The organism is Ruminococcus sp. SR1/5 (assembly GCF_000209835.1).
Taxonomy (GTDB): Bacteria; Bacillota; Clostridia; order Lachnospirales; family Lachnospiraceae; genus Blautia_A; species Blautia_A fusiformis.
Genome location: NC_021014.1, coordinates 1,984,627 through 2,009,257 on the forward strand (window position 1 = coordinate 1,984,627; position 24,631 = coordinate 2,009,257).

At 47.0% G+C, this 24,631-nt stretch carries 25 protein-coding genes, 1 pseudogene and 1 riboswitch; of the genes and pseudogenes, 8 read left to right on the top strand and 18 right to left on the bottom strand.

What is annotated here, in order from left to right; translation table 11 throughout:
• Positions 1–32 precede the first annotated feature (32 nt).
• The 14 genes from CK1_RS10050 to CK1_RS10120 form a co-directional block, all read right to left on the bottom strand.
• Complete coding sequence (locus CK1_RS10050; RefSeq protein ID WP_015526140.1) at positions 33–704, bottom strand: response regulator transcription factor; 672 nt, start codon at positions 702–704, stop codon at positions 33–35.
• Between the two features lie 27 nt (positions 705–731).
• A complete protein-coding gene (locus tag CK1_RS10055; RefSeq protein WP_015526141.1) occupies positions 732–1,172 on the bottom strand; it encodes an ACT domain-containing protein in 441 nt (146 codons plus the stop codon).
• 332 nt (positions 1,173–1,504) lie between these two features.
• Positions 1,505–3,877: a ribonucleoside triphosphate reductase gene (locus CK1_RS10060; RefSeq protein WP_015526142.1), complete on the bottom strand. Its 2,373-nt coding sequence runs from the start codon at positions 3,875–3,877 to the stop codon at positions 1,505–1,507.
• 214 nt (positions 3,878–4,091) lie between these two features.
• The gene (gene hflX, locus CK1_RS10065) at positions 4,092–5,327 is read right to left on the bottom strand and encodes a GTPase HflX (protein WP_015526143.1); all 1,236 of its coding nucleotides are present in this window, start codon (positions 5,325–5,327) and stop codon (positions 4,092–4,094) included.
• Between the two features lies 1 nt (position 5,328).
• Positions 5,329–5,490, bottom strand: coding sequence for a hypothetical protein (locus tag CK1_RS10070; protein WP_015526144.1), 162 nt, complete (start codon positions 5,488–5,490; stop codon positions 5,329–5,331).
• A 904-nt stretch (positions 5,491–6,394) separates the two neighbouring features.
• Positions 6,395–7,741 (bottom strand): phosphoglucosamine mutase, encoded by a 1,347-nt coding sequence (gene glmM, locus CK1_RS10080; protein ID WP_015526146.1) that lies wholly within the window; start codon positions 7,739–7,741, stop codon positions 6,395–6,397.
• A gap of 14 nt (positions 7,742–7,755) precedes the next feature.
• Positions 7,756–8,673, bottom strand: a complete 918-nt coding sequence (locus CK1_RS10085; protein ID WP_015526147.1) for a nucleotidyltransferase family protein — start codon at positions 8,671–8,673, stop codon at positions 7,756–7,758.
• A gap of 56 nt (positions 8,674–8,729) precedes the next feature.
• Positions 8,730–9,806, bottom strand: coding sequence for a peptide chain release factor 1 (gene prfA, locus CK1_RS10090; RefSeq protein ID WP_015526148.1), 1,077 nt, complete (start codon positions 9,804–9,806; stop codon positions 8,730–8,732).
• Positions 9,799–10,686 (bottom strand): peptide chain release factor N(5)-glutamine methyltransferase, encoded by an 888-nt coding sequence (prmC, locus tag CK1_RS10095; RefSeq protein ID WP_015526149.1) that lies wholly within the window; start codon positions 10,684–10,686, stop codon positions 9,799–9,801. The genes prfA and prmC overlap by 8 nt, the downstream gene beginning before the upstream one ends.
• A complete protein-coding gene (locus CK1_RS10100) occupies positions 10,673–11,671 on the bottom strand; it encodes a DUF1385 domain-containing protein (protein WP_015526150.1) in 999 nt (332 codons plus the stop codon). The genes prmC and CK1_RS10100 overlap by 14 nt, the downstream gene beginning before the upstream one ends.
• Before the next feature lie 92 nt (positions 11,672–11,763).
• Positions 11,764–11,967: a 50S ribosomal protein L31 gene (rpmE, locus tag CK1_RS10105; protein WP_015526151.1), complete on the bottom strand. Its 204-nt coding sequence runs from the start codon at positions 11,965–11,967 to the stop codon at positions 11,764–11,766.
• A gap of 105 nt (positions 11,968–12,072) precedes the next feature.
• Entirely contained in the window at positions 12,073–13,593 is a 1,521-nt protein-coding gene (rho, locus tag CK1_RS10110; protein ID WP_015526152.1) for a transcription termination factor Rho, read from the bottom strand.
• A 249-nt stretch (positions 13,594–13,842) separates the two neighbouring features.
• Positions 13,843–14,316: an anthrax toxin lethal factor-related metalloendopeptidase gene (locus CK1_RS10115; protein ID WP_015526153.1), complete on the bottom strand. Its 474-nt coding sequence runs from the start codon at positions 14,314–14,316 to the stop codon at positions 13,843–13,845.
• Between the two features lie 268 nt (positions 14,317–14,584).
• The gene (locus tag CK1_RS10120) at positions 14,585–14,836 is read right to left on the bottom strand and encodes a hypothetical protein (protein WP_015526154.1); all 252 of its coding nucleotides are present in this window, start codon (positions 14,834–14,836) and stop codon (positions 14,585–14,587) included.
• A gap of 160 nt (positions 14,837–14,996) precedes the next feature.
• A riboswitch (cyclic di-GMP riboswitch) is annotated at positions 14,997–15,084 on the bottom strand.
• Positions 15,085–15,213: 129 nt separating this feature from the next.
• On the opposite strand from CK1_RS10120, the gene CK1_RS10125 reads away from it, so the two are divergent.
• The 8 genes from CK1_RS10125 (at position 15,214) to CK1_RS10160 (ending at position 20,052) form a co-directional block, all read left to right on the top strand.
• Positions 15,214–15,384, top strand: coding sequence for a hypothetical protein (locus tag CK1_RS10125; RefSeq protein WP_306288862.1), 171 nt, complete (start codon positions 15,214–15,216; stop codon positions 15,382–15,384).
• Between the two features lie 65 nt (positions 15,385–15,449).
• Positions 15,450–16,130, top strand: coding sequence for a transglutaminase-like domain-containing protein (locus tag CK1_RS10130; RefSeq protein WP_015526155.1), 681 nt, complete (start codon positions 15,450–15,452; stop codon positions 16,128–16,130).
• A 21-nt stretch (positions 16,131–16,151) separates the two neighbouring features.
• The gene (locus tag CK1_RS10135) at positions 16,152–17,195 is read left to right on the top strand and encodes a type II secretion system F family protein (protein WP_015526156.1); all 1,044 of its coding nucleotides are present in this window, start codon (positions 16,152–16,154) and stop codon (positions 17,193–17,195) included.
• Between the two features lie 12 nt (positions 17,196–17,207).
• Complete coding sequence (locus tag CK1_RS10140; RefSeq protein WP_015526157.1) at positions 17,208–17,564, top strand: hypothetical protein; 357 nt, start codon at positions 17,208–17,210, stop codon at positions 17,562–17,564.
• Positions 17,561–18,055, top strand: a complete 495-nt coding sequence (locus CK1_RS10145; protein ID WP_015526158.1) for a DUF4860 domain-containing protein — start codon at positions 17,561–17,563, stop codon at positions 18,053–18,055. Before CK1_RS10140 ends, CK1_RS10145 begins: the two co-directional genes overlap by 4 nt.
• Positions 18,052–18,504: a hypothetical protein gene (locus CK1_RS10150; protein WP_015526159.1), complete on the top strand. Its 453-nt coding sequence runs from the start codon at positions 18,052–18,054 to the stop codon at positions 18,502–18,504. The genes CK1_RS10145 and CK1_RS10150 overlap by 4 nt, the downstream gene beginning before the upstream one ends.
• Positions 18,501–18,986 (top strand): hypothetical protein, encoded by a 486-nt coding sequence (locus tag CK1_RS10155; RefSeq protein WP_195635025.1) that lies wholly within the window; start codon positions 18,501–18,503, stop codon positions 18,984–18,986. The genes CK1_RS10150 and CK1_RS10155 overlap by 4 nt, the downstream gene beginning before the upstream one ends.
• Positions 18,987–18,990: 4 nt before the next feature.
• Positions 18,991–20,052: a type IV pilus twitching motility protein PilT gene (locus CK1_RS10160; protein WP_015526160.1), complete on the top strand. Its 1,062-nt coding sequence runs from the start codon at positions 18,991–18,993 to the stop codon at positions 20,050–20,052.
• A gap of 172 nt (positions 20,053–20,224) precedes the next feature.
• Here the strand turns inward: CK1_RS10160 and CK1_RS10165 are convergent.
• The 4 genes and pseudogenes from CK1_RS10165 to CK1_RS10180 form a co-directional block, all read right to left on the bottom strand.
• Positions 20,225–20,724, bottom strand: a pseudogene (locus CK1_RS10165) (COG2426 family protein).
• A 16-nt stretch (positions 20,725–20,740) separates the two neighbouring features.
• Positions 20,741–21,799: a histidinol-phosphate transaminase gene (hisC, locus tag CK1_RS10170; RefSeq protein WP_015526164.1), complete on the bottom strand. Its 1,059-nt coding sequence runs from the start codon at positions 21,797–21,799 to the stop codon at positions 20,741–20,743.
• Positions 21,800–21,977: 178 nt separating this feature from the next.
• The gene (locus CK1_RS10175) at positions 21,978–23,153 is read right to left on the bottom strand and encodes an NAD(P)-dependent malic enzyme (protein WP_015526165.1); all 1,176 of its coding nucleotides are present in this window, start codon (positions 23,151–23,153) and stop codon (positions 21,978–21,980) included.
• A 56-nt stretch (positions 23,154–23,209) separates the two neighbouring features.
• Positions 23,210–24,340 (bottom strand): Ldh family oxidoreductase, encoded by a 1,131-nt coding sequence (locus tag CK1_RS10180; protein ID WP_021652098.1) that lies wholly within the window; start codon positions 24,338–24,340, stop codon positions 23,210–23,212.
• Between the last annotated feature and the right edge of the window lie 291 nt (positions 24,341–24,631).

The following is a 24,631-nucleotide window of genomic DNA, read 5'->3' on the forward strand; positions in this document are numbered from 1 at the left end:
TTAAATATGCTCGAAATGATTCCATAAAAACCTCACACCATATATCCAAGACCTTTTCGCGTGATGATAAAATCCACAAGGCCTGCCGCCTCCAGTTTTTTGCGAAGGCGTGTAATGTTTACGGTCAGGGTGTTGTCATCCACAAAGCTGTCACTTTCCCACAGTTTTGTCATAATGGCATCTCTGGATACCGGTTTCCCTGCCTGGGAAAAAAGCAGTTCCAGGATACGCAGTTCATTTCTGGTCAGTTCCGTCTCCTCCCCGTTCCAGGTCAGTGTCGCTCTGGAAAGATTGAGAACCGCGCCTTTATGTTCCAGGACATTTCCCGGGTTTCCGAAGGAATAGGTTCTGCGGAGGATTGCCTGGATCTTGGCCACCAGTACGTCCATATCAAAAGGCTTGGCAATAAAGTCATCGGCTACACGGCTCATGGCCATGACCATGTTCATGTTATCCGCTGCGGAGGAGATGAAGATCACCGGCACCTGGGAAACCTTTCGGATTTCCTCACACCAGTGAAAGCCATTATAAAATGGAAGTTTCAGATCCAGAAGAACAAGCTGAGGATCTTTCCCCGCAAATTCCTGCAGTATATTGGAAAAATCCTCAGCCAGAAAAACGTCATATCCCCAGGAACTGAGATGCTTTTTCAGAAGATTCGCGATTGTTTCGTCATCTTCTACAATAAAAATACGATACTTCATTCCTGTTTGTCCCTTTTATGCGATTGATTACGCCTCTGCTTCTCCATCCGGATCTACCAGGCGGTTCAGAACCTGGAATCCATTGTTACGGAGAACACTCTCTGCAACCAGAAGATCCTCACAGTGCATGATCGCTACCGGAACTTTCAGGCCTCTGTGGAAGAAGGTGTAGATGTAATGAAGGTTTACGTTGCTGTCGCCCATGACACTAAGAAGCTTGTCTAACCCACCGATCTCATCCTGAAGGTCTACCAGGATAGCCTGTGTGATACGAGTCATGTATCCATGCTCAGCCATGATCTCATCTGCTCTTTCCGGATTGTCGCATACCATACGGAAGTTTGCAAACTCCGGTGCGTCAAAGCAGCCGAAACCGTAGATATCGATCTGATTCTCTGCAAGAATCTTTGTAACTTTCTGAAGACTGCCTGGAGTGTTTTCTACGAAGACGATGTTCTGTTTTACCATAATAATTTTCCTCTTTTCTGTTATTCTTTTTATTTTCTTTTTTATTTTAGCATGAAATTTGGTGGAAGTGAATCCCTTCCCCAGCGGGGCCCTTCCGGGATGGAGCGTTTTGCGTATACATTCATACATTAAAGCGTAACGCTTTTAATCATTAAATTCAGGTATAAGTATACCCATCTCGACATGAAATGTCAACCATCTTTTCCAGGCCCCAAATCTCAAACATAAAATATCATAACATAAAATTCCCAATATAAAAAAGGCCAGACACACATCCAACAGACATGCGTCCAGCCATCCATTTTTTACTTACAGTTATTTTGGCAAAAAACTCAATCCAACTCTTCGTCTACATACTTCTGTATATTAGAAGCATTCACATACTTCCTAACCTTCGCCCCGTCAGTAATGACAAGCGTCGGGGCCTGACGGATCCCATACTGCTTGACAAGCTCGGGATTCTGCTCAGCATCGATGATCTCCAGTTCTTCGCCTTCCAGCATTTTCTTTGCCATACGGCAGTTCGGACAAGTGCTGGTCGTAAAAAGATATTTATGAGATTCCACAGGCTGGATCTCCAACTCGTCACCCTTCATGGTCATCACACTGGTATGGACCTTTTTCAGATGGGAATGGGTAATATCATAGAGGGTACGGTTCTTGTACTCCTGGGTCTTACCATCGTTCCAGTTCTGTACAGGACGGTAATATCCTGTGATACGGCTGTAAACCTCAGCCTTCTTTCCACATTTCGGGCAGGTGAAATGCTCGCCGCTGATGTAGCCATGCTCCTGACATACAGAATAGGTCGGTGAGATGGTGTAATAGGGCAGGCGATAATTCTCTGCGATCTTACGTACCAGCGCTGCCGCTGCCTTCCAGTCCGGAAGCTTCTCCCCAAGGAATGCATGGAATACGGTTCCTGAAGTATACAGAGTCTGCAGATCGTCCTGAATATCCAGTGCGTCAAAAATATCCGCAGTGTAATCAACCGGCAGATGAGAGCTGTTTGTGTAATACGGAGTGTCGCCCTCTTTTCCTGCTGTTTTGATATCCGGATAACGGCTTCTGTCGTGTTTGGCAAGACGGTATGCAGTGGACTCTGCCGGTGTTGCCTCCAGGTTGAAAAGCTCTCCCGGATACTGCTCCTGATAGTCTGAAAGACGGCTTCTCATATGCTCCAGAACCTCTTTTGTAAACTTCTGGGTTTTCGGATCTGTCATGTCTTTTTTCAGCCAGCAGGCATTTAAGCCCGCTTCGTTCATTCCCACAAGACCGATGGTGGAAAAATGATTGTCAAAGCTTCCAAGATATCTCTTCGTGTACGGATACAGTCCCTCATCCAGAAGCCTGCTGATCACATCTCTCTTGATGTGAAGAGATCTTGCGGAGATATCCATCATGTGGTCCAGGCGCTGATAAAATTCCTTCGGCGTTCTGGAAAGGTATGCGATACGCGGCATATTGATGGTAACAACGCCTACAGAACCTGTACTCTCACCGGAGCCAAAGAATCCACCACTCTTTTTGCGGAGCTCACGGAGATCCAGACGGAGGCGACAGCACATGCTGCGGATGTCGCTTGGCTTCATATCACTGTTGATATAATTGGAAAAATACGGAGTACCGTACTTGGAAGTCATCTCAAAGAGAAGACGGTTGTTCTCGGTATCAGACCAGTCGAATTCCTTTGTGATGGAGTAGGTCGGGATCGGATACTGAAATCCACGTCCGTTGGCATCTCCCTCGATCATGGTCTCGATAAATGCCTTATTGACCATATCCATTTCTTTCTTACAGTCTTTGTATTTGAAATCCATGTCCTTGCCGCCTACGATAGCCGGAAGCTCTGCAAGGTCGTCCGGAACGGTCCAGTCCAGTGTAATGTTGGAAAATGGTGCCTGAGTGCCCCAGCGGCTTGGAGTATTTACGCCATATACAAAGGACTCAATGCATTTCTTAACCTCCGGATAGGAAAGGTTGTCTGCCTTTACAAAAGGTGCCAGATAAGTATCAAAGGATGAAAATGCCTGTGCGCCCGCCCATTCGTTCTGCATGATACCCAGGAAATTCACCATCTGGTTGCAGAGTACACTTAAATGCTTTGCAGGTGCAGAAGTGATCTTACCCTCAATACCACCAAGTCCCTCTCGAATCAGTTGCTTCAGGGACCAGCCTGCACAGTAACCGGTCAGCATGGACAGATCATGGATATGGATATCTGCATTTCTGTGTGCATCTGCGATCTCGTTGTCGTAGATCTCAGACAGCCAGTAGTTTGCGGTAACTGCTCCGGAGTTGCTTAAGATCAGACCTCCTACAGAATAAGTAACCGTTGAGTTCTCCTTTACACGCCAGTCCTCAACCTTTACATAGCTGTTTACGATTTCTTTATAGTCAAGGATGGTGGATTTCATATTGCGGATCTTCTCACGCTGCTTACGATAAAGGATATACGCCTTGGCAACATCAGAATATCCGGCCTGGATCAGTACGTTCTCCACACTGTCCTGGATATCCTCAACAGAAATCCGGTTGTTCTCGATCTTATTCTGAAAATCCGCTGTAACACGAAGTCCCAGAAGATCGATCATATCCGAACTGTAATTCTTACCTTTGGCATCAAATGCCTTATCAATTGCCGCAGTGATCTTCCCCATTTTAAATTCGTCTAATTCACCGTCTCTTTTTACTACCTGAAACATAAGAAAATGCCTCCCTCATGCATTTATTTATAAGCGGATATTTCATTCCGCCTCACTTGCCTGCTTACGAACACACTCCGTTTCACGATCTGTGTTCAAAGCGCTGTAGGCTTATTGTATCAGACACGCCTCTTTGCGTCAACATAAAAAGTACCATATATAGTGCCCGTTTTGTTCACGGTACTATATATGGTACTGAGTAGATATTTTAACATTATGTGACTTTCGGATAGATTTCCCGCGGAACTCTTGCTTTTACAGCAATCCCTCCTTCGGTATACTCTTCCGAAAGAAGCTGTCCATACTCACGGATCAGCTGGATCTGACCGGCCTCCGAATAAGGAAAAAGCCGTTCCATATAAATCTGTCCTTCTGCCAGTATCTCAGAAAGAAGCTGCTTAAATTCCTCAAGCCCCTCTCCTGTCCGTGCGGAAATCTTCAGCGTATGGTCTGCTCGGAGATCCCGAAAGCTCTCCCCGGAAACACGGTCCTGCTTGTTAAAAAGTGTGATCGTCTTTTTTCCAAGGGCCCCAAGCTCTTTCAGGGTTTCATATACGATATGCATCTGTATCTCCGCCTGAGGATTGGATGCATCTACCACATGAATGATATAATCCGCATATTTGGCTTCCTCCAGAGTACTTTTGAAGGCTTCCACCAGATTGTGGGGAAGCTTGCGGATAAAGCCTACGGTATCCGTAAGAAGAAGCTGCTGTCCGTCATCCAGTGTCAGAAGACGGGTAGTCGGATCCAGTGTGGCAAACAGCTTATCCTCCGAAAGCACCGAAGCGCCTGTCAGTGTATTCAGAAGCGTTGACTTTCCTGCATTGGTATAGCCAACAATGGCTGCTGTCTTCAGATTTCCCACAGCTCTTCTGGAACGGATCAGCTCTCTGTGCTTTTCTACCTGGGAAAGCTCCTGCTTCAGTGCGGATATCCTGTTCCGGATCAGACGACGGTCTGTCTCCAGCTTTTTCTCACCAGGGCCTCTGGTTCCGATTCCTCCTCCAAGTCGCGAAAGAGAAGAACGTAGTCCCACAAGACGTGCAGACCGGTAACGAAGCTGTGCAAGCTCTACCTGGATCTTGCCTTCACTTGTGACGGCACGCTTCGCAAAAATGTCAAGGATCAGCAGGGTACGATCCATAACCTTGCACTCCAGCTCCCGCTCCAGATTATTCATCTGGGCAGGAGAAAGCTCATCGTCACAGATCACACCATTGGCATCCAGGGCATAGAGAAGACCTTTTACCTCTTCGATCTTGCCTTTTCCGATATAGGTGCCCGGATGTACGGCCTCACGATTCTGAATGATCCTGCCTGCAACCGCCGCACCTGCCGTAACCGCAAGTTCTCCAAGCTCATCCAGGGATTCCTCCATGTCATCCCCCCGATCTGCCTGGACACCGATCAGGATAACCCTGTCCTGTATTTCCTCAAAATATTCCATATCAGCCCTCCGAAGACGTTCTGGTTTTCAGGAAAGCCCGCTCTTTTTTTGCAGCGGAATCTTCAGGGAACATCTCAATATATTCCTGGACCTTGGTCAGTGCAGTAGCAAAATCCAGCTTTTTTTCATAGGCTACGATCTCATTGAACAGAAGACTCTGCATCTCGTCTGTGGTAGCTGTCGGAAGGCCTTTTGTGATGTTATCAAGAGCGGAATCATAATCTCCGCTTCGGATATCGCACAGTGCCAGACCATTATAGCCCTTGGCGGAATCACCCACTGCGGAAATATACTGCTTGTACATTGCCTGAGCATTTTCCACATCATCCTGGGCCAGATATACCATTCCCAGAAGAAGCAATGCTTCCGTATTATCCTTCTTGGTTGCTTCCAGAAGCTCTTTTTTGCGTTGCTGTAGTCTTCCATATAGTAGTAGACACGGCCTCTGTCACAGTGGTCCTGGGCATCCTTGGCCTCAGAAGAAAGAGCAGCTTCCAGATATCTGGTTCCGTCCGCTTCCATATCCTTGTCCAGATATGCCTCATAGATCTCGATCGCCATATCATAGGTGGAATCTTCTCCATAGGCCTGTTTGAAGTTAGATGCGGCTTCTTCGTAGGAATCCATGGCAAGGGCAACCTTTCCGGTGAGAAAATAACTGCCTGCATCCATGGAAAAATCTTCTCCAAGTGTCTGGCAGTCTGCCATGGCATCCTCGTATTTTCCAGACTTCAGCTCTGCAGTAGCCCGGTAGGACAGGATATCCTTACGAAGGCTTTTGCTTACTTTATCGCAGTTCAGAGCTTCCGTGAAGCTATTCACCGCATCCTCATATTTGCCAAGACGCAGGCTTGCGATACCTGCCCCGCGATAGGACTGTGCCAGCTTCACTCCGTTCTGGATCGAGCTCTGGTACTCCTCCAGGGCATACTTGTAGCTTCCCTGGGAAAGATCCTTTCCGGCCTGTTCATATATTTTTGTTTTTTCACTGCCGCAGCCGCCCAGAAGCAAGGCTCCTGTAACGGCTGCAAGAATCAATACGGTCTTTGTTTTTTTCATGGAATTCCTTATTCTACAACAAGCCCTTCGGCTTCCATCACATCAACAACACTATCTACATATTTATGGCAGAGATCATCCGTTCCCGCTTCTACCATAACACGGATCAGCGGCTCTGTACCACTCTCACGTACCAGGATACGTCCGTCATCGCCAAGTGCCTCTGCGGCTGCCTCAATGGCTGCTTTTACCTTTTCGTTCTCCAGTGCTGTTTTCTTGTCGGAAACACGCACATTCCGGAGAAGCTGCGGATAAACCTTCATCTCCTTTGCAAGGTCGCAGAGTGTGGCCTTCTGATCCACACATGCCTCCATGATCATAAGAGAAGTCAGGATCCCGTCACCGGTAGCGGAATAGCGGCTAAAGATGATATGTCCGGACTGTTCACCACCGATACTGTAATTGTTTTCCATCATGTTCTCAGCAACGTATTTGTCACCAACTGCAGTCTGCTCATAGTCGATGCCTTCACGCTCCAGAGACTTGTAAAGACCAAGATTGGACATAACGGTTGTTACAACTGTATTTCCGTTGAGCTGGCCTTTCTCTCTTAAATATTTGCCGCACACATACATGATCTTATCACCGTCAATGATGTTTCCGCGGTGGTCTACGGCGATACAGCGGTCTGCGTCACCATCATATGCAAAACCGATATCCAGGCCTTTATCTACCACGAACTGTCTCAGAACTTCAATGTGTGTGGAACCGCAGCCACGGTTGATGTTGGTTCCGTTTGGCTCATTGTTGATCACATAGGTTTTTGCACGAAGTGCGTCAAAAACGCTCTTAGCAATGGCGGATGAGCTTCCGTTGGAACAATCCAGCCCAACCTTGATATTTTTGAAATCATGGCATGGGATAGAGATCAGATGTCCGATATAACGGTTTCTTCCGGATGCAAAATCCACAGTACAGCCGATATCTTCTCCGGTTGCCAGCGGAAGCTCCTCGATCTCGCCGTCCAGATATGCCTCGATACGTGCTTCAATATCTGCGGAAATCTTCTGTCCGTTCTCATTAAGGACCTTGATCCCATTATCATTAAACGGATTATGGCTTGCGGAAATCATGATACCGCAGTCAAAATCTTCTGTACGTACCACATAGGATACACTTGGAGTTGTGGTTACATGAAGCAGATAGGCATCTGCTCCGGATGCGGTAAGTCCTGCCGCAAGGGCATACTCAAACATGTAACTGCTTCTTCTTGTATCCTTGCCGATCACGATCTTCGCCTTGTGATCTCTGCCGTAATACCAGCCGAGATAACGTCCCACACGAAATGCATGATCTGCTGTAAGTTTTACATTTGCTTCACCACGAAAACCATCTGTTCCGAAATATTTACCCATAATGTTCTCCTTTATTACTGATACAGTCCTTCCGGATAAACGCCGTCATCTGTAAGTTTTTTGAATGCAGCCTGTACAGATGCCTTATCCTCCTGATAGGTAACACCGAACCACTCGTCCTTTGTCTCAAGAACATCTACCGCTGCTTTTCCGGAATGGATCAGCTGGTCGATAAGCTCAGGAAGAAGATACTCTTTTTTGATGTCTCCCTCTTTGATCCCGCCAAGAAACTCAACGAAGCCTTTCTCAAGGATCTCCATAAATTCCGGTGTCAGTCCCCACATATTCATGGAAACAAGGCTCTTTGTATCCAGTGTTTCTGCTGTACCATCGTCATTTCTTGTCTCTGCGCCATCTGCTGTCTTGAAGATGTTATGTGTCTCTGTAACACCCACAAGCTTGCCGTCCTCAATATGGCACACTCCTCTTGTGACGCTTCCGTTGTCACTTAATGTATTTCCAAGGCGGAAACCTGCCATGCAGATGTGCATCGGGCCATCCTGCGGATGATCCTGTACCAGGTAGTCATGTACCTTTACGTAGGCTTCTTTTCCGTAGTAGTCATCTGCATTGATAACAGCGAATGGCTCGGAAAGGACTTTCTTTGCTGCCAGTACAGCGTGTCCGGTTCCCCATGGCTTGGTACGGTCCGCCGGTTTTGTGAAATTGCCCGGAAGATCGTCGATCTCCTGGAATGCATAAGCAACTTCTGTAATGTTGGAGATACGGTCTCCGATCACTTTTTTGAATTCATCTTCAAGGTCTTTGCGGATGATAAATACGACCTTGTTGAATCCTGCCTCCAGTGCATCATGGATGGAATAGTCCATAATGATCTCGCCCTTCGGGCCTACCGGTGCAAGCTGCTTGATTCCTTTTCCAAAACGGCTGCCGATACCGGCTGCCATAATCACCAGTGCTGTCTTTTTCATTTTCGTTTCCTCCTGATTTATTATAATTTTTTGAACTCTGTAGCTGTAATCAGCGCTTACTCCTGTTCATTCAGCTTTGTCAGCTTTACTGCCTGGTCTGCTGCGATCAGACTGTCAATGATCTCATCCAGATCTCCGTTAAGGATATTCTCAAGACGATGAAGGGTAAGCTTGATCCTGTGGTCTGTTACACGTCCCTGAGGGAAGTTGTAGGTACGGATCTTCTCGGAGCGGTCACCTGTACCGATCTGGCTTCTCCTTGCCTCTGCCTCAGCGTCATGCTGCTTGGCAAGCTCCATCTCATACAGACGGGAACGAAGCACACGAAGTGCTTTATCCTTGTTCTTAAGCTGAGACTTCTCATCCTGGCAGGAAATCACGATTCCTGTAGGGATATGAGTAAGACGTACTGCGGAGTCTGTGGTGTTGACACACTGACCACCGTTTCCGGATGCACGGAACACATCGAATTTACACTCATTGAGATCCAGATGGAAATCAATTTCTTCCGCCTCCGGCATGATCGCTACCGTACAGGTAGAGGTATGGATCCTTCCGCCGGACTCTGTCTCCGGTACTCGCTGTACACGGTGAACACCGCTTTCGTATTTCAGTCTGGAATATGCACCCTCACCCTTGATCATGAAGGTAACCTCCTTAAAGCCGCCGATGCCGTTCTCATTGAGGCTGAGCATCTCGGTTTTCCAGCGGCGGGACTCCGCGTATTTCACATACATACGATAAATCTCTGCTGCAAAAAGCGCTGCCTCATCACCGCCTGCACCTCCACGGATCTCAACGATAACGTTCTTGCTGTCGTTAGGGTCCTTCGGAAGAAGAAGGATCTTCAACTCATGCTCCAGCTCCTCCACTCTCTTTTTTGCATCGGAAAGCTCTTCCTTCAGCATTTCACGCATCTCTTCGTCCTTCTCGCTCTCCAGCATGGAAAGACTGTCCTCGATGGTTTCCTTATTTTTCTTATATTCTTTATATGCGTCAACGATTGGCTGCAGGTCGCTCTGCTCCTTCATCAGCTTCTGAAAATGTGCCGGATCGTCGGTTACTCCCGGTTCTCCCAGCTCATTGAGAAGCTCTTCAAAACGTACCAGCAGATCATCCAGTTTATCAAACATGTATTTCCTCCTGTTTCTGTCCAAGCACCACACGGTCAAGGCCCGGCAGATCCTTTACGATCTGAACCCCGGTAAAACCGGCTGCTTTCATCATTGTACTGACTGCCTCACCCTGGGTGCAGCCGATCTCATACAGAAGCCATCCGCCCGGTTTCAGGTACCTTCCGGCCTCTGCGGTGATCTTTCTGTAAAAATAGAGCCCGTCTTCCATTCCGTCAAGGGCCTTCCTCGGATCATGAAGGCGGACTTCTTCCATCAGTGTTTCAATTTCTTCTGTTGCGATATAAGGCGGATTTGAAATAAGGATATCATATTTCCCACTATCTTTTCCACCTTTTTCACAAAAATACGGTGCTGAGAACAGATCGCTTTCCACAAAATCCGCCCGGTTCTCCACCTTTAGAATACCTGCATTCTTTTTTGCCACTTCCAGTGCTTCCGGTGAAACATCCACACCGGTCCCACAGGCATCCTGCCGTTCCAGAAGAAGGCTGAGCAGGATGCAGCCGGAGCCGGTACACATATCCAGGATCTCCGGTTTTTCCACATTCCCAAGGTGTTTCAATGCCTCTTCCACCAGAGTCTCCGTATCCTGTCTAGGAATCAGCACGTTTTCGTTTACATAAAACTCATAGCCCATAAAAAAAGCCTGATGAGTCAGCTGCTGTACAGGAATATGTCCTGCCCGCCTGTCGATCAGCGTAAGATACTCTGCTGCGGTCTCATCAGACACCGGTTCATCTCCATGCGCAAAATAATATGCCCGATTCTTTCCGGTCTTAAATTCCAGAAGGAGCCAGGCATCCAGCCCGGCTTCTTCCAATCCGTTATCTTTCAGTATTGTTGTACCTTTTTTCAGAAGGGACTCAAGAGTCTGCATTTTCTGTCTCCTCTGTCTCATATGGGATGTCTAGGTCAAATTCCTCTTTCAGATAAGCTCTCCAATCAAAAACAGCCTCAACTGCTTTAATGGCTACCTCTGCCATATCTGCAGCAGGCTCCTTTGTGGTGAATTTCTGCATGGCAAGACCTGGTTTACTCATAATGTCCGCAAATTTACTATCTGTTCTTCCTGCCCACTGGATGATTTCAAAGGAAATCCCCGCAACTACCGGTACCATGAGAAGTCTTCCCAGCAGTCTCACCCAATAAAACGGCACCGCCACAAACATAAAATGCAGCACAATACTTACCAGCATGACCAGAAACAGAAAGCTTGTTCCACAGCGCTTATGAAGCCTGGAGCTCTTTAACACATTCTCTACCGTCAGAGGCAGACCATGCTCCACACAGTTGATACATTTGTGCTCCGCACCGTGATACATAAATGTCCTCTGGATATCCTTCATTCTGGAGATCAGGAACATATATCCCATAAACAGTGCCAGCTTCACAAAGGCTTCCACTATGGTGACCAGAAATTCCGAAGCACCTACCCCTCGGATCAGACTGGCCAGTACATACGGAAGAAACATAAAAGCAGCCACAGAAACCACCATGGAGATAGCTACCGTAATGTAAAGAAGCCACTTGAACTGCTTATCCTCTTTGGCTTTCTTTGCAGAACGCTCTTCTTCTGTAAGCTGCTCATTCTTCCTGGCTGTTTCCTCATCTTCCTCGTCTCCTGCGATCTCCGCAGAATACATCAGGCATTTCGTGCCTACCACAAGAGAATCCACAAAGCTTACCACACCACGGATGATCGGTTTCTTCAGAAATGCGTGATTTCCGAAGATACATTTATAATCCTCTACCTTCAGCTCGATCTCCTGGTCCGGGCGGCGCACTGCGATAGAATATTTGTCCTTGTGGCGCATCATGATGCCTTCCATGACCGCCTGTCCGCCGATATTCGATGATCTCATTCATTCTCTCCTGTGCAAATTTAAAATTTTTCAGTTAAAGAAAGGTTGAGATTTCCCAACCTCAACCTTCTCATTTCCTGTATTCGCAATAATTACTTATTCAGGCCGTATTTCTTGTTGAACTTATCGATACGTCCACGAGCCTGTGTAGCCTTCTGCTGTCCTGTGTAGAACGGATGGCATTTGGAACAGATCTCAACATGGATGTCCTCTTTAGTAGAACCTGTTACGAAAGTGTTTCCGCAGTTGCAGGTTACAGTTGCCTGATAGTAGTTCGGATGGATTCCTTCTCTCATGATTTTCACCTCTCTATATATTTAATATTATTCGTATTCAATTGACGAATTCCATTTTAAACAGCTTGCTAAGTATAACATAGCTTTCCGTAAAATGCAAGGACTTTATAAAAATTTCTGTTTCTTTACAGTCTGTACCAGTTCTGCATTGTTCCTGGTTCTGGCAAAGGTATTCAGGATCTGTTCTACTGCCTCATCCGCTTTCATTCCGTTGAGAGCTTTTCGCATAATATAAACCGCTTCCTGTTCATCCTTGCTGAGAAGCAGATCCTCTCTTCTGGTTCCGGATTTCTGGATATCAATGGCCGGGAATACCCGTTTCTCCTGTAATTTACGATCCAGGACAAGCTCCATATTACCGGTTCCCTTGAACTCCTCATAAATAACATCGTCCATCTTGCTTCCGGTATCCACAAGTGCGGTTGCCAGAATCGTCAGGCTTCCGCCCTCGCGCATATTACGGGCTGCGCCAAAAAATCTTTTGGGCATATGGAGAGCCGCCGGGTCAAGACCACCGGATAAGGTTCTTCCGCTTGGCGGGATGATCAGATTATAGGCTCTAGCAAGTCGTGTGATCGAATCCAGAAGAATGATCACATCCTGTTTATGCTCTACAAGACGGCGCGCACGCTCCACAACCATCTCGGAAACTCTCTTATGATGTTCCGGAAGCTCATCAAATGTAGAATAGATCACTTCCACATTCGGTCCCTGGATCGCCTCTCTGATATCGGTAACCTCCTCAGGGCGCTCATCGATCAGAAGAATGATCAGATGCATATCTCTGTTATTCCTGAGGATAGACTTGGCAACATCTTTCAGAAGGGTTGTCTTACCTGCCTTTGGCGGAGATACGATCATTCCTCGCTGGCCCTTTCCTATAGGACTGATCAGATCCACGATACGCATGGCCGTTGTACCGCCTGCACGCTCCATGACAAGTCTCTCATTCGGAAAGATCGGTGTCATATCTTCAAAATTATACCGTCTCTGTCCCTCACTCGGATGGAAACCGTTAATGGAAGATACGTAGAGAAGGGCACTGAACTTCTCTCCCTGGGTCTTGATGCGGATATTTCCCTGGATGATATCACCTGTCTTTAAATTAAAGCGGCGGATCTGGGAAGGAGAAACATAAATGTCGTTCTCACCCGGCATATAATTCTCACATCGGATAAAGCCATATCCATCCGGAAGGACCTCCAGGATCCCGTTAGCCTTTTCGCCACTGTCCAGCTGGGTGGATTCTGACGGGACATTCCCGTTCTCCCTTGTAGCTTCCCGGTTATATTCACGGTTGTACTCTCTGCGGAGATTTGTGTTTCTGTGTTCCTGCTCATTCTTATCACTACGATATTCCTTCCGCTGCTCCTGAAGTCCTTCCCCTGCCGGACGGGTACGATATTCTGTTTTTTCCGAATCATAGCTTTTTTCTTTTACAGTATTTTCTGCCGGTGTACTTTTGTGTACTTCTTCGGGATTTCCTCTGTCGGACTCTTTGACGTCCTCCTCCAGCATCCGCTCGATCAGTGCCGGTTTTCTCAGAGTAGAAATTCCCTTCATCCCTCTCGCCTTTGCCAGATCCTTCAGCACCGCCAGAGATAATGATTCATACTTTTCTCTCATATTAAATCCTCTATTCTTAAATCTGATAAATTATATATTTGTTGTTTATGGAATCAGATACAACCTGACATGGCTGCACTTTTTTTGAATGAAAGCGTGTTTTCAGCTTATGTTTCATTATACACACCTTATAGAGTCTATTGCAAGAAATATTTATCGACATTTTTTTATACTTTTCTCACAAAAAAGAAAAAATCTGCCCGGGAGATCTCTTCCCGGACAGATCCAACGTTCCTGTATGCTTCTTTTTTAGCTCCAGAACGGTCCGTATATATCCATGACCCTCTGGATACGTTCATCGGTAATTTTATTCAGAGCCGCCACGATCGCTGCATACGTTTTTGGTCTCTGTCTCTTAAGTATTGACGGACTTGTTACATACTCAAGCACTGATTCTGCAAAATATTCTGAACTGTTCTGCGTTGCATAGCTTCTGTTAATACCTGTAAATTTGGATTTTTCGCTGTTATAAACTGCGGCAAAATCACTTGTTCTGTCTACGTTTCCCGCAACAAAAGCAAGGAAATGTCCCAGCTCATGGTAGATTGTCTCATTCTCAAAACGAAGGATGATGCTTCTTGAATGTGCGTTAAAGCAGCCTCCGTAGTTAACAGACGGATCGATCGTTACAGTAAATCCAAGCTTCTTGTAGGCTTTGAGCACCCTGCTGTCCATCTTCGGTGCAATGGAAGCAATATTGCTTACTGAATATTTGCTGTCCATGCTGATGCTTTCTACTTTTTTGTGGAAGCTGCATTCGCTTTGCCGGCAGTAGCTGAAGCCGCCATGACTGTTGTGGTCGTCTGAATGGTTGTAGTTACTTTCCGTGTCTGAACGGCTGTTTTTGATTTCTTTGTGTATTTCTGTGTTGTTGCAGTCTTAACTGTCTTTAATGTTTTTACGGTTGTATTTCTGTTTGTTTTCTTTGTGGTCGTACTCTTCTTATTGGTAGTCGGAAGCTTCTTGGTATAAGTCTTGGTCGCCGCTTTTTTCAGCTTAACTTTTTTCTGGTTGTCTTGGTATTTGAAGTCGTTTTGGTAGTCACCTTCGGTTTTGAAGCAAGTGGAGTGTCGTCCTCTGTGATGGTAGTCTCCACTACCGGATCTGTAAAATCCGGAAATTCCGGAACCTGTGACGACTGCCAGACATTAAAGCCACCTGCCAGTACAATAACAGCTGCAAGGCATCCTGCTAAAGCTTTTTTCCTGCCTGTAAAAATTTTACGGATATCTGTTCTTTTCATATCATTCACACCTTTCTGAAAGCCGACGTTTCAGTTTCCAACCTAAACCGGATTTTAGGCATCAAAAAAGCCGCTTATTCTAACGAAATAAACGGCCGCATTAACACACAGATTCTTGTTCATAGATGTTATCTGAATACGTCATTAAATCGGAATTTAATGCGGCAACCGGCTGTCATAGTCATCCTTCGGACCTTAGACCCATGGCTTTGCGTCCCTGTCTTTCAACAGGTTTGCCTTTATATATAGAGTATATGTTTTTTTCCCTGAAATGTCAACATTTTCCACTGCATTTTGAGCCCTACTCCTGTCTTTTTTTCACGGAATCTGCTATACTGTTCAAAAAGAAAGCATGATATAACAGGAGAACGGAAACAATGTCAAAATTTTTACCAGTCCGTCTCTTTTTTGTATGGCTGCTTTTCGGAATCCTGCTGGCAGGCTGTGGAAATTCTCCTTCCTCCGATGAAGAACCTCCGGTATATTCTCCGACCAGAGTCCTCACCCCGGAGGCCCCCGGCAAAAAACACTGGGCAGTTCCCCTCTGATCCTGGATATTTCCAATCAGGATCAGGGGTATCTGACCGCAGAATCCGATTCCGATGATTCCCGCATGAACATTCAGCTTACTGCTCCCTCCGGTGTGGTCTATTCCTATTTTCTGGAACCTGATGAACAGACGGTACTTCCTTTTTCCGAAGGCTCCGGTGAGTATCTCATCACCTGCTATCAGCAGGTTGATGGAAACCAGTATGCCGCCCTTTACACGGAAACGCTCACAATAAAACTTCAGAATGAATTTCTTCCGTTTCTGTATCCAAACCAGTACGTGGACTTTTCTTCCAAAAGTAAAGCCTGCAAACTGGCAGCCTCTCTTGTCAAAGAAGACATGACCGATATCGACATCCTGAAAACCTTCTATGCATATGTTACCAGTCATATTTCCTACGATTATGACAAAGCTGATTCTGTCGAAGCCGGTTATCTTCCTGATGTAGATGATACTTTAAGCACCGGCACGGGGATCTGTTTTGATTACGCTGCACTGACTACTGCAATGCTCCGTAGCCAGGACATTCCCTGCAAGCTTCAGATCGGCTATTCCGGTGATGTAAAGCATGCATGGATCGATGTTTATATCCGTGGCAGAGGCTGGGTGACAAAGGCAGTATCTTTTGACGGCGACACCTGGAAGCTGATGGATCCCACCTTTGACGCCAACAGTGATGGTGATGAAGCGATCCAGGAATATATCGGTGATGAAAGCAATTATACGGTACAGTTCACGCGCTGACCCACTAAAGGAGACCTTATTATGAAAAACAAACTGACAGCCCGGGAATTATCCAGTTTCTGCGGGCAGATGGGAATGCTTCTGCATTCCGGCATATCCACAGCGGAAGGACTTCACATCCTCTGTGACGAAAGCAAGACCGATGCAGACCGGCAGATCCTCACACCCCTGATCCGTTCCGTGGAAGAAAACGGTTCTCTTTCCCGGGCTCTTGACGAATCCGGGATCTTTCCCACATCCATGACCGCCTATGTCCGGACCGGTGAGGAAACCGGCTGCCTGGATGAGATCATGGAAAGTCTCAGTTCCCACTATGAACAGGAGGAAGAAATCTCAGGACAGATACGGTCTGCAGTCACTTACCCGCTGCTCATGCTTGGCATGATGGCTGTTGTGATCCTGGTCCTTCTGATAAAAGTCCTGCCGGTATTTCAACAGGTATTTAACCAGATGGGAATGGAAATGAACGGGGTTTCCCGGGGACTTCTGAATGCAGGCAACGTAATCAGCCGGTATTCCTCTGTTTTTCTGATCCTCGCCGCAGCCCTCATTGGCTGCATCCTGTTTTTCAGTCTTACGGAAAAAGGTCACAGCCAGCTGCGAAAAATGGTCATCCATCTCCCGTTTTTCCGTGAGATCCCGGTTGCCATGGATTACAGTCGTCTGACCCAGGGCCTTTCCCTGGGGCTTCGGAGCGGACTTTCCCCGGAAACCAGCCTGGAGCTTACAAAGGATCTGATCTCACAGCCGGTGATACTCGAAAGACTCCGGAAGGCTTCCTCTATCCTGGATAGCGGAGAAACTTTTTCCAGGGCCCTTACAGAATCCGGTCTGTTCGGCGGCATGGAAGGCCGTCTCATCACGATATCCTTCTATTCCGGTTCCAGTGACGAAACCTTCCGCAGGCTTTCCCGGCAGTACACCGAAAGATCCATAGATCTGATCTCACAGGCAGTCTCCATTGTGGAGCCTACCATCGTGATCCTGCTGTCTCTTCTTGTGGGGTTGGTCCTTTTATCCGTCATGATGCCGCTTCTGGGGATCCTCTCAGATTTTGCAATGTAAGGTGGTGACCGCATGGAACTTTTTGAAAGCCGCAGAACAAAATTTCTCAGAGCATTTTTTCTTCTCTTTCCGGCGCTGCTTCTGGTTTTATCCTGCACCTTGTTTGTGGCAGGTGTCAGCAGCACCTCCGACCAGGCCGTACACAAAGAACAGGATACTCTGGAACAGGCACTGAAAAACGGTGCCATCCGCACCTATGCCCTCACAGGCACATATCCCGAAAGCCTGTCCCAGCTTCTCTCGGATTATCATATCACTTATGACAAAACCAAATTCGTAGTAGAGTATGTTCCTAACGGTTCCAATCTCCTGCCGTCTATCAGCGTGATCGCTCTGTCCGGCAGTGCGAAAGGAGGGAATGCCTCATGAATCACCGGAAGAACACCGGACATTCCGTTTCTTCTCTTTTTTCGCTTCTTCTTTTCGGTGTTTTTGTTTTGTTCCTTATACTGATGCTGCTATTTTCCGCCCGGATTTACCAGCAGACTGTGAAACAGACTGACTCCGATTCCGAGCTTGGGACCGCAGCAACTTATCTGACTACCAAATTCCGGCAGCATGACCGCGGCGATGAGATCTTTTCCGGTTCTCTGGATGATATTCCTGCCCTTTGTTTCCGGGACGATATCAAAGGAAAAGAATATATCACGTATATTTACCTGAAGAATGACAGTCTGATGGAGCTTTTCACTGCAAAAGGCTCTCAGGCCAGTTCCGATGCAGGAACCGTCATCTCACAGCTTTCCGATTTCCGGTTTTCGGAAATGGAAAATGGTTTTTACCACTTTTCTCTGGAAAGTACCACGGGAGTCCGCTCGGAATTCCTGCTTCATCGCATTGACAAAAAGGAGGCATCATGAAAGAATCAAGACATAATTCCGGTACCAGCCTTTTTCTGATGGAAATGATCCTTGCCCTTTTGTTTCTGTCACTTTCCTCAGCTGCCTGCATCCAGATCTTCGCGGCAGCACGGAAAAACCGGCTCCAGGCAGAACAGTGGAACCAGATCCAGGCTCTCACAACCTCCGTGGGCGAGATACTGGAAGGCACTGACGGAACCGATGAACAGTTCCTCTCTCTGCTTCCGGGGGGCATCAAAAAGAACACCAACCTGATCTGGTATTATGACCGTAACTGGCAGAGCTGCTCTTCCGGAGAAGCCGCCTGTGAAATGATCCTGGAAACAGATATTTCTTCTTCAGAAAAATCCGGCGAGCTTTCTTTCCGGCAGCTTTCCAACTGCAGTGAGCTTTACCGGATCACCCTGCGTTTTCCTGTCGATGACTACAGAAGGGAGGCTGTACATTGAAACAGAAGCATACGTTTTTTGTAACTGTCGGCATTCCTTCCCTGTTTCTTATCTTCTCTGTGCTGTGTCTCTGTGTACTTGCTCTGCTTACTCTTGGAAGCTCCAGATCCAGTCTTAACACAGCCAGACATTCTATGGAACAGACCGAAAATTATTACACCGGCTGCGCAAGCGCCACGGAAACCGTTTCAGAAATCCGTGATGATCTGGAGCAATACAGGGAAAAAGCTTCCGATGAGACCAGATATTTTTCCATGATACAAAAGCTTGCGTACACAAGGAACGATCTCAGCTGGGATTCCCACAGCCACACCCTTTCCTTCTCCGTTGGAATTTCCGAGACACAACAGCTTTCTGTAGTGCTTGAGATTTTTTACCCGCAGGAAAAAAGCTCTTCCGCTTATCAGATCCTGCAATGGAACACAGAGCTTACCGGATCCTGGCAACCTGACAACCACCAGAATGTATTTAAAGGAGAATAAACCTATGGATACCCCTATTCCTGAATTTTTAGCAGAAGCTGCCAACCGGCGTGTCTCTGATATCTTTATCATCGCAGGCCGCCCCCTGGCCGAAAAGATCGACGGTCATCTTTTGGACCGTGGTGACAGGCTGATGCCTGATCAGACAGAAAATTTACTCCGCACCATTTACGGCCTTGCGGAAAACCGCGATATATCCCGTCTTATGGAAACCGGTGATGATGACTTTTCTTTTTCCATTCCCGGTGTTTCCAGATTTCGTGTCAATGCCTACAAGCAGCGTGGTTCCCTGGCTGCCGTGATCCGCGTGATCGCCTTCCGGCTGCCGGATCCTGCAGAGCTTTCCATTCCCGAGGATGTGATGAACATCTCCGAATATACCCGTGGCATGGTCCTTGTTACCGGTTCTGCTGGAAGCGGTAAATCCACCACCATGGCCTGTCTGATCGACAGGATCAACCATACCCGGGAAGGCCACATCATCACTCTGGAGGATCCTCTGGAATATCTCCACCGCCATGATCGCTGTATCGTCAGCCAGCGCGAGATCTGTACCGACACCGAAAGCTATCTGACATCTCTTCGTGCCACACTACGTCAGAGCCCGGATGTGATCCTTCTTGGAGAGATGCGTGATCATGAAACCATCCAGACTGCCATGACCGCTGCGGAAACCGGCCATCTTGTCTTTTCCAGCCTGCACACTCTGGGAGCAGCCAACACCATCGAACGCATCATGGACGTGTTTGAACCATCCCAGCAGCATCAGATTGCCCTCCAGCTTTCCATGGTCCTTCAGGCTGTAATCTCCCAGCAGCTGATCCCGGATGTGGACGGACGCAACATTCCTGTTTTCGAGATCATGCGCCTGACTCCTGCCATCCGCAATATGATCCGCGACAATAAAGTACACCAGATCGAAGGCGTGATCTCCACATCCGGTCAGGAGCAGATGCGTTCTATGGACCAGAGCCTTCTGGAATTATATAAAAAAGGCCGTATCACCAGGGATACAGCTCTGAAATACGCTTTAAACGCGGACATGCTGAAGCGCAGACTTATGTAAGGATCTTCTCGGTATACTTCTGCCTGATATGTAAAAACACATAAAGAAATCCCTTACCGATCTCTGATATGTTTCCTGAATACAGAACACATATCATTTTACAGATCCGGTAAGGGATTTCTTTATTTTCAATCCGATTTCGACCAAAAAGACATTCCTTCTCTGCGATCGATCAATGCACTACATTTCCTACAATTCCATAAGAAACAATATACATAATGGCACTTGCCATAAAAAGTCCGCACAGGATCGCAATGGAGGATTTTTTGATATCCACCTCAAGAAGAGAGGCGATCAGTGCACCTGTCCAGGCTCCTGTGCCCGGAAGAGGGATTCCCACAAACAGCAAAAGTCCAAGAAATTCATATCTCTTGATCTGGTCACTCTTTCCCATAGCTCTGTTTTCCAGCTTTGTGATCAGACCTCTGAACGTCTTTGTTTTTTCATCCATTTAAAGATCTGCCGGATAAAAAGCAGGATAAACGGAATCGGAATAATATTTCCCACGATACAGATCGGCAGTGCCTTCGCAGCCGATATCTTCAGCAAAGAAGCTGCCAGAAGGCCGCCGCGAAGCTCCAGTATCGGGATCATAGAAATGATGAACACAGCTCCCTCGGGAGAGATAAACTGTGCAAGGTGGTGTGAAAACCATTGTACCAGTACTTCCATAGTACCTCCTTAACTGTTATTTCTGCAGATATTCCGTCAGGAATTCTACCAGCTTTTTCATCTCCTCATCGGTACCGATGGAGATACGGAGATGATTGTCGATCCTGTCCTTCGGGAAATATCTTACATAGATATGTTTCTCCCTCAGTGCTGCGAAAAGCTCTTTGGCCGGACAGCTCTCATGTGTGGCAAAGATAAAGTTGGATCTGGAATCCTGGAAGGAAAATCCAAGCTTCCTGAGCTCTGCCTTTGTCCACTCTCTTGTTGTAATGATCTTATGGCAGCATTCCTCAAAATATACCTTATCCTCCATAGATGCCACACCAGCCGCGATGGTTGTACGATCCATGGTATAGGAGTTAAAGGAATATTTCACATCATTGAGATATTTGATCAGCTCCGGATTTCCGAAAGCATATCCGATACGCATTCCTGCCAGGGATCTGGACTTGGAGAAGGTCTGTACAACAAGCAGATTATCATATTTTTCGATCAGCGGCAGTGCGGATGCTGCTCCGAAATCCACGTACGCCTCATCTACGATCACGATACTCTCCGGATTCTTTGCCACGATCTCCTCGATCTCAGAAAGAGGCATTTCCACGCCGGTCGGTGCATTGGGATTAGGGAATACGATTCCGCCGTTTTCACGGAAATAATCTTCCTTACGGATATGGAACTCCTCATCTAATGCCGGGCGCTCATATGGGATCCTTAAAAGATCTGCCCATACATCATAGAAAGAATAAGTGATGTCCGGGAACAGGATCGGTTTCTCTGAATTAAAAAATGTGAGAAAACACATAGCCAGTACGTCATCGGAACCAACGCCTGTAAATACCTGCTCGTCCTTCAGGCCGTAGAACGCGGCAATACTGTGTACCAGGTCTCCTGCTGTCGGATCCGGATAAAGTCTCAGGGTATCGGCATCAAGGGCCTTCAGCGCCTTCTCCACACCCGGAGCCGGTGAATATGGATTCTCGTTTGTATTCAGTTTGATCATGCCGCTCTCATTTGGCTGCTCGCCAGGAGTATACGGCACTACTTTTCGTATATTAGCTTCCCATGGTTTCATGCTGTGCTTAACCTCCTATCATATTCTTTTGCTATTGTACTCACTGAGAGGACATTTGTCAAAGGGTAATACCACCTGCCGGGAAACAAAAAGACACCCGTACCGGGTTACAGAGTACGGGTGTCTGATATATTCTTCTTAATGAAGGGCTGTTTTGGTTCGTATCAGGCGCTTAAGATCAGATACGTGCTACGCCTGTTGCTTTTGCTGCCTCTGCTACTGCTTTTGCGACAGCCGGTCCGACTCTCTTGTCGAATGCCTTCGGAATGATATACTCCGGAGAAAGCTCCTCATCTGTGATCAGATCTGCAAGCGCCTTGGAAGCTGCGATCTTCATCTCATCGTTGATATCACTTGCTCTTACATCAAATGCACCACGGAAGATTCCAGGGAATGCAAGAACGTTGTTGATCTGGTTCGGGAAGTCACTTCTTCCTGTGGAGATAACCTTTGCTCCGCCTGCTTTTGCGTCATCCGGGAAGATCTCCGGTGTCGGGTTTGCGCATGCGAAGATGATGGCATCTTTGTTCATGGTCTTAACCATCTCTGTTGTAACTGCTCCAGGAGCGGAAACACCGATAAATACATCCGCGCCAACCAGCATCTCTGCAAGAGATCCCTGTTTCTTCTGAAGGTTTGTGAGCTTGCTCATCTCTTCCTTAACCGGGTTCATTCCTTCTGTACGTCCCTCATAGATGGCACCCTTTCTATCGCAGAGTGTAACATCCTTGAAGCCTGCTTTCAGAAGAAGTCTGCAGATAGAGATAGCAGCTGCACCTGCACCGTTCATAACGATACGAACATCCTCTTTCTTCTTTCCGACAACCTTCAGAGCGTTTGTCAGACCTGCAAGTGTGATAACTGCAGTTCCGTGCTGATCATCGTGGAAGATCGGAATATCACATTTCTCTTTCAGTTTTTTCTCGATCTCAAAGCATCTCGGAGCGGAGATATCCTCAAGGTTAACACCACCGAAGGATCCGGAGATCATGTAAATAGTATTTACGATCTCGTCTACATCATGGCTCTTAATGCAAAGCGGGAATGCGTCTACATCGCCGAATGCCTTGAACAGTACACATTTACCTTCCATTACAGGCATACCGGCTTCCGGTCCGATGTCACCAAGACCAAGAACTGCGGAACCGTCTGTTACAACAAGACACATATTCCATCTTCTTGTAAGCTCGTAGGATTTATTGATATCTTTCTGGATCTCAAGGCAAGGCTGAGCTACACCTGGTGTATATGCAAGAGAAAGGTCGTCTTTATTCTCAACCGGCACTCTTGTAACAACCTCGATCTTACCTTTCCAATCTCCGTGCAGTCTTAATGACTCTTTTGCATAATCCATTTTCTTTTCCTCCTTGGATAATTATGATATATTTCATTTCAAAAGGATTACCTGAATTAATAATTACCATTGAAGAATTTACTGTCCTTCGGAAGCTCATAGCCTTCAAAATAAGAGCCAAAATCAAGCTTCAGATAACTGCAGAGATCAGCAAGCTCTACCATGGTATTGTCGTTGACCGGAATGCCATTCTCTTTTCTGTCTTTTTCAGCAGCTACCTCTTTCTCGCCGTGTGTATAGATCCTGTCCTGACCGTCTGCCTTCGGACTCTCCCGAAGCGCCTCAAGATATTCTGAAAAATGCTTGCGGATCGCATCCGGATCTCCGAATGCCGCCGGGTTGATCGCCATAAATCCATGGCAGATACCGGTCTTGTCCGGGAATGTACAGCATTTGTCGGAGGTAACGCCCATGGAAAGAATGGAGCTGAACAGCTCACAGAGCATTCCATAGCCATATCCCTTATGGCTTCCGCTGACTTCCTCGTTTCCACCAAGAGGCATGATTCCGCCGCCCTTCTTGGCTACGATGTTTGCAAGTACATCCGGTGCATTATTGCTGGCATGACCGTTTTTGTCAAGTGCCCAGCCATCCGGAAGAGGCTTACCCATCTTATTATACATTTCCAGTTTACCTCTGGTTACAACTGTTGTGGAACAGTCAAAGAAAAACGGATACGGGTCTGCAGGCATAGCGACTGCGATCGGGTTGGAGCCCAGCATAGCCTTTCTTCCAAAAGTCGGTACCATGATCGCCTCGGAGTTGGTACATGCCATTCCAAGAAGGCCTTCATGGCAGGCCATGTTCGCATAATATCCTGCAATACCGAAATGGTTGGAATTTCGTACACTTACGATTCCCACACCAGTTGTCTTTGCCTTCTCAATTGCCTTTTCCATGGCAAAATGGCTGATCAGCTGGCCCATTCCGTTATGTCCGTCTATCACAGCAGAAATCGGTGTTTCAAAAACAACTTCCGGTTTCGCCTGGGGATGAATAGTCCCCTTCTCGATTCCTTTATGGTAACGAACCATCCTCTGCATTCCGTGGCTCTCGATCCCATACAGATCAGCAGTCAGAAGAACATCTTTAATGATGCTTCCTTCTTCCTCAGAAAAGCCAAACGCTTTAAAAACGTCTCCGCAGAAATGGTTCAGTGTGTCATAACTCCATTTTACATATCCCATAATCGCAAGTCCTTTCTCCTGATATTTCCGGCAGGTTACCGCCCACGCTGTGGCCTGCTGCATACTTTATATAATACCGCAGGGATACAGTAACCTTCATCCTGTGCTGTCTCGTCTTACGCTGTCCTACCTAACGCTGCTTCAACTTATGCTGTCTCATCTCATGCTGTCTCAACTTATGCTGCCTCATCTCATGCTGTCTCAACTCATGCTGTCTCAACTTATGCTGTCTCATCTCATGCTGTCTCAACTTATGCTGTCTCGTCTTACGCTGTCTCGTCATGAAGCCTT

Coding starts and splice junctions, on each gene's coding strand:
- hisC (WP_015526164.1), bottom strand. CDS start 21,799: ATGAAACCATGGGAAGCTAATATACGAAAAGTAGTGCCGTATACTCCT.
- CK1_RS10070 (WP_015526144.1), bottom strand. CDS start 5,490: ATGCAGAGTCTTCTGTTCAATGAGATCGTAGCCTATGAAAAAAAGCTG.
- prfA (WP_015526148.1), bottom strand. CDS start 9,806: ATGTTTGATAAACTGGATGATCTGCTGGTACGTTTTGAAGAGCTTCTC.
- CK1_RS10085 (WP_015526147.1), bottom strand. CDS start 8,673: ATGAAAAAGACAGCACTGGTGATTATGGCAGCCGGTATCGGCAGCCGT.
- CK1_RS10115 (WP_015526153.1), bottom strand. CDS start 14,316: ATGGACAGCAAATATTCAGTAAGCAATATTGCTTCCATTGCACCGAAG.
- CK1_RS10125 (WP_306288862.1), top strand. CDS start 15,214: ATGTCAAAATTTTTACCAGTCCGTCTCTTTTTTGTATGGCTGCTTTTC.
- rpmE (WP_015526151.1), bottom strand. CDS start 11,967: ATGAGAGAAGGAATCCATCCGAACTACTATCAGGCAACTGTAACCTGC.
- rho (WP_015526152.1), bottom strand. CDS start 13,593: ATGAGAGAAAAGTATGAATCATTATCTCTGGCGGTGCTGAAGGATCTG.
- CK1_RS10180 (WP_021652098.1), bottom strand. CDS start 24,340: ATGGGATATGTAAAATGGAGTTATGACACACTGAACCATTTCTGCGGA.
- CK1_RS10160 (WP_015526160.1), top strand. CDS start 18,991: ATGGATACCCCTATTCCTGAATTTTTAGCAGAAGCTGCCAACCGGCGT.
- CK1_RS10060 (WP_015526142.1), bottom strand. CDS start 3,877: ATGTTTCAGGTAGTAAAAAGAGACGGTGAATTAGACGAATTTAAAATG.
- CK1_RS10140 (WP_015526157.1), top strand. CDS start 17,208: ATGGAACTTTTTGAAAGCCGCAGAACAAAATTTCTCAGAGCATTTTTT.
- CK1_RS10050 (WP_015526140.1), bottom strand. CDS start 704: ATGAAGTATCGTATTTTTATTGTAGAAGATGACGAAACAATCGCGAAT.
- CK1_RS10135 (WP_015526156.1), top strand. CDS start 16,152: ATGAAAAACAAACTGACAGCCCGGGAATTATCCAGTTTCTGCGGGCAG.
- glmM (WP_015526146.1), bottom strand. CDS start 7,741: ATGGGTAAATATTTCGGAACAGATGGTTTTCGTGGTGAAGCAAATGTA.
- CK1_RS10175 (WP_015526165.1), bottom strand. CDS start 23,153: ATGGATTATGCAAAAGAGTCATTAAGACTGCACGGAGATTGGAAAGGT.
- CK1_RS10150 (WP_015526159.1), top strand. CDS start 18,052: ATGAAAGAATCAAGACATAATTCCGGTACCAGCCTTTTTCTGATGGAA.
- prmC (WP_015526149.1), bottom strand. CDS start 10,686: ATGCAGACTCTTGAGTCCCTTCTGAAAAAAGGTACAACAATACTGAAA.
- hflX (WP_015526143.1), bottom strand. CDS start 5,327: ATGGAATATTTTGAGGAAATACAGGACAGGGTTATCCTGATCGGTGTC.
- CK1_RS10130 (WP_015526155.1), top strand. CDS start 15,450: ATGAACATTCAGCTTACTGCTCCCTCCGGTGTGGTCTATTCCTATTTT.
- CK1_RS10145 (WP_015526158.1), top strand. CDS start 17,561: ATGAATCACCGGAAGAACACCGGACATTCCGTTTCTTCTCTTTTTTCG.
- CK1_RS10055 (WP_015526141.1), bottom strand. CDS start 1,172: ATGGTAAAACAGAACATCGTCTTCGTAGAAAACACTCCAGGCAGTCTT.
- CK1_RS10100 (WP_015526150.1), bottom strand. CDS start 11,671: ATGAGATCATCGAATATCGGCGGACAGGCGGTCATGGAAGGCATCATG.
- CK1_RS10120 (WP_015526154.1), bottom strand. CDS start 14,836: ATGAAAAGAACAGATATCCGTAAAATTTTTACAGGCAGGAAAAAAGCT.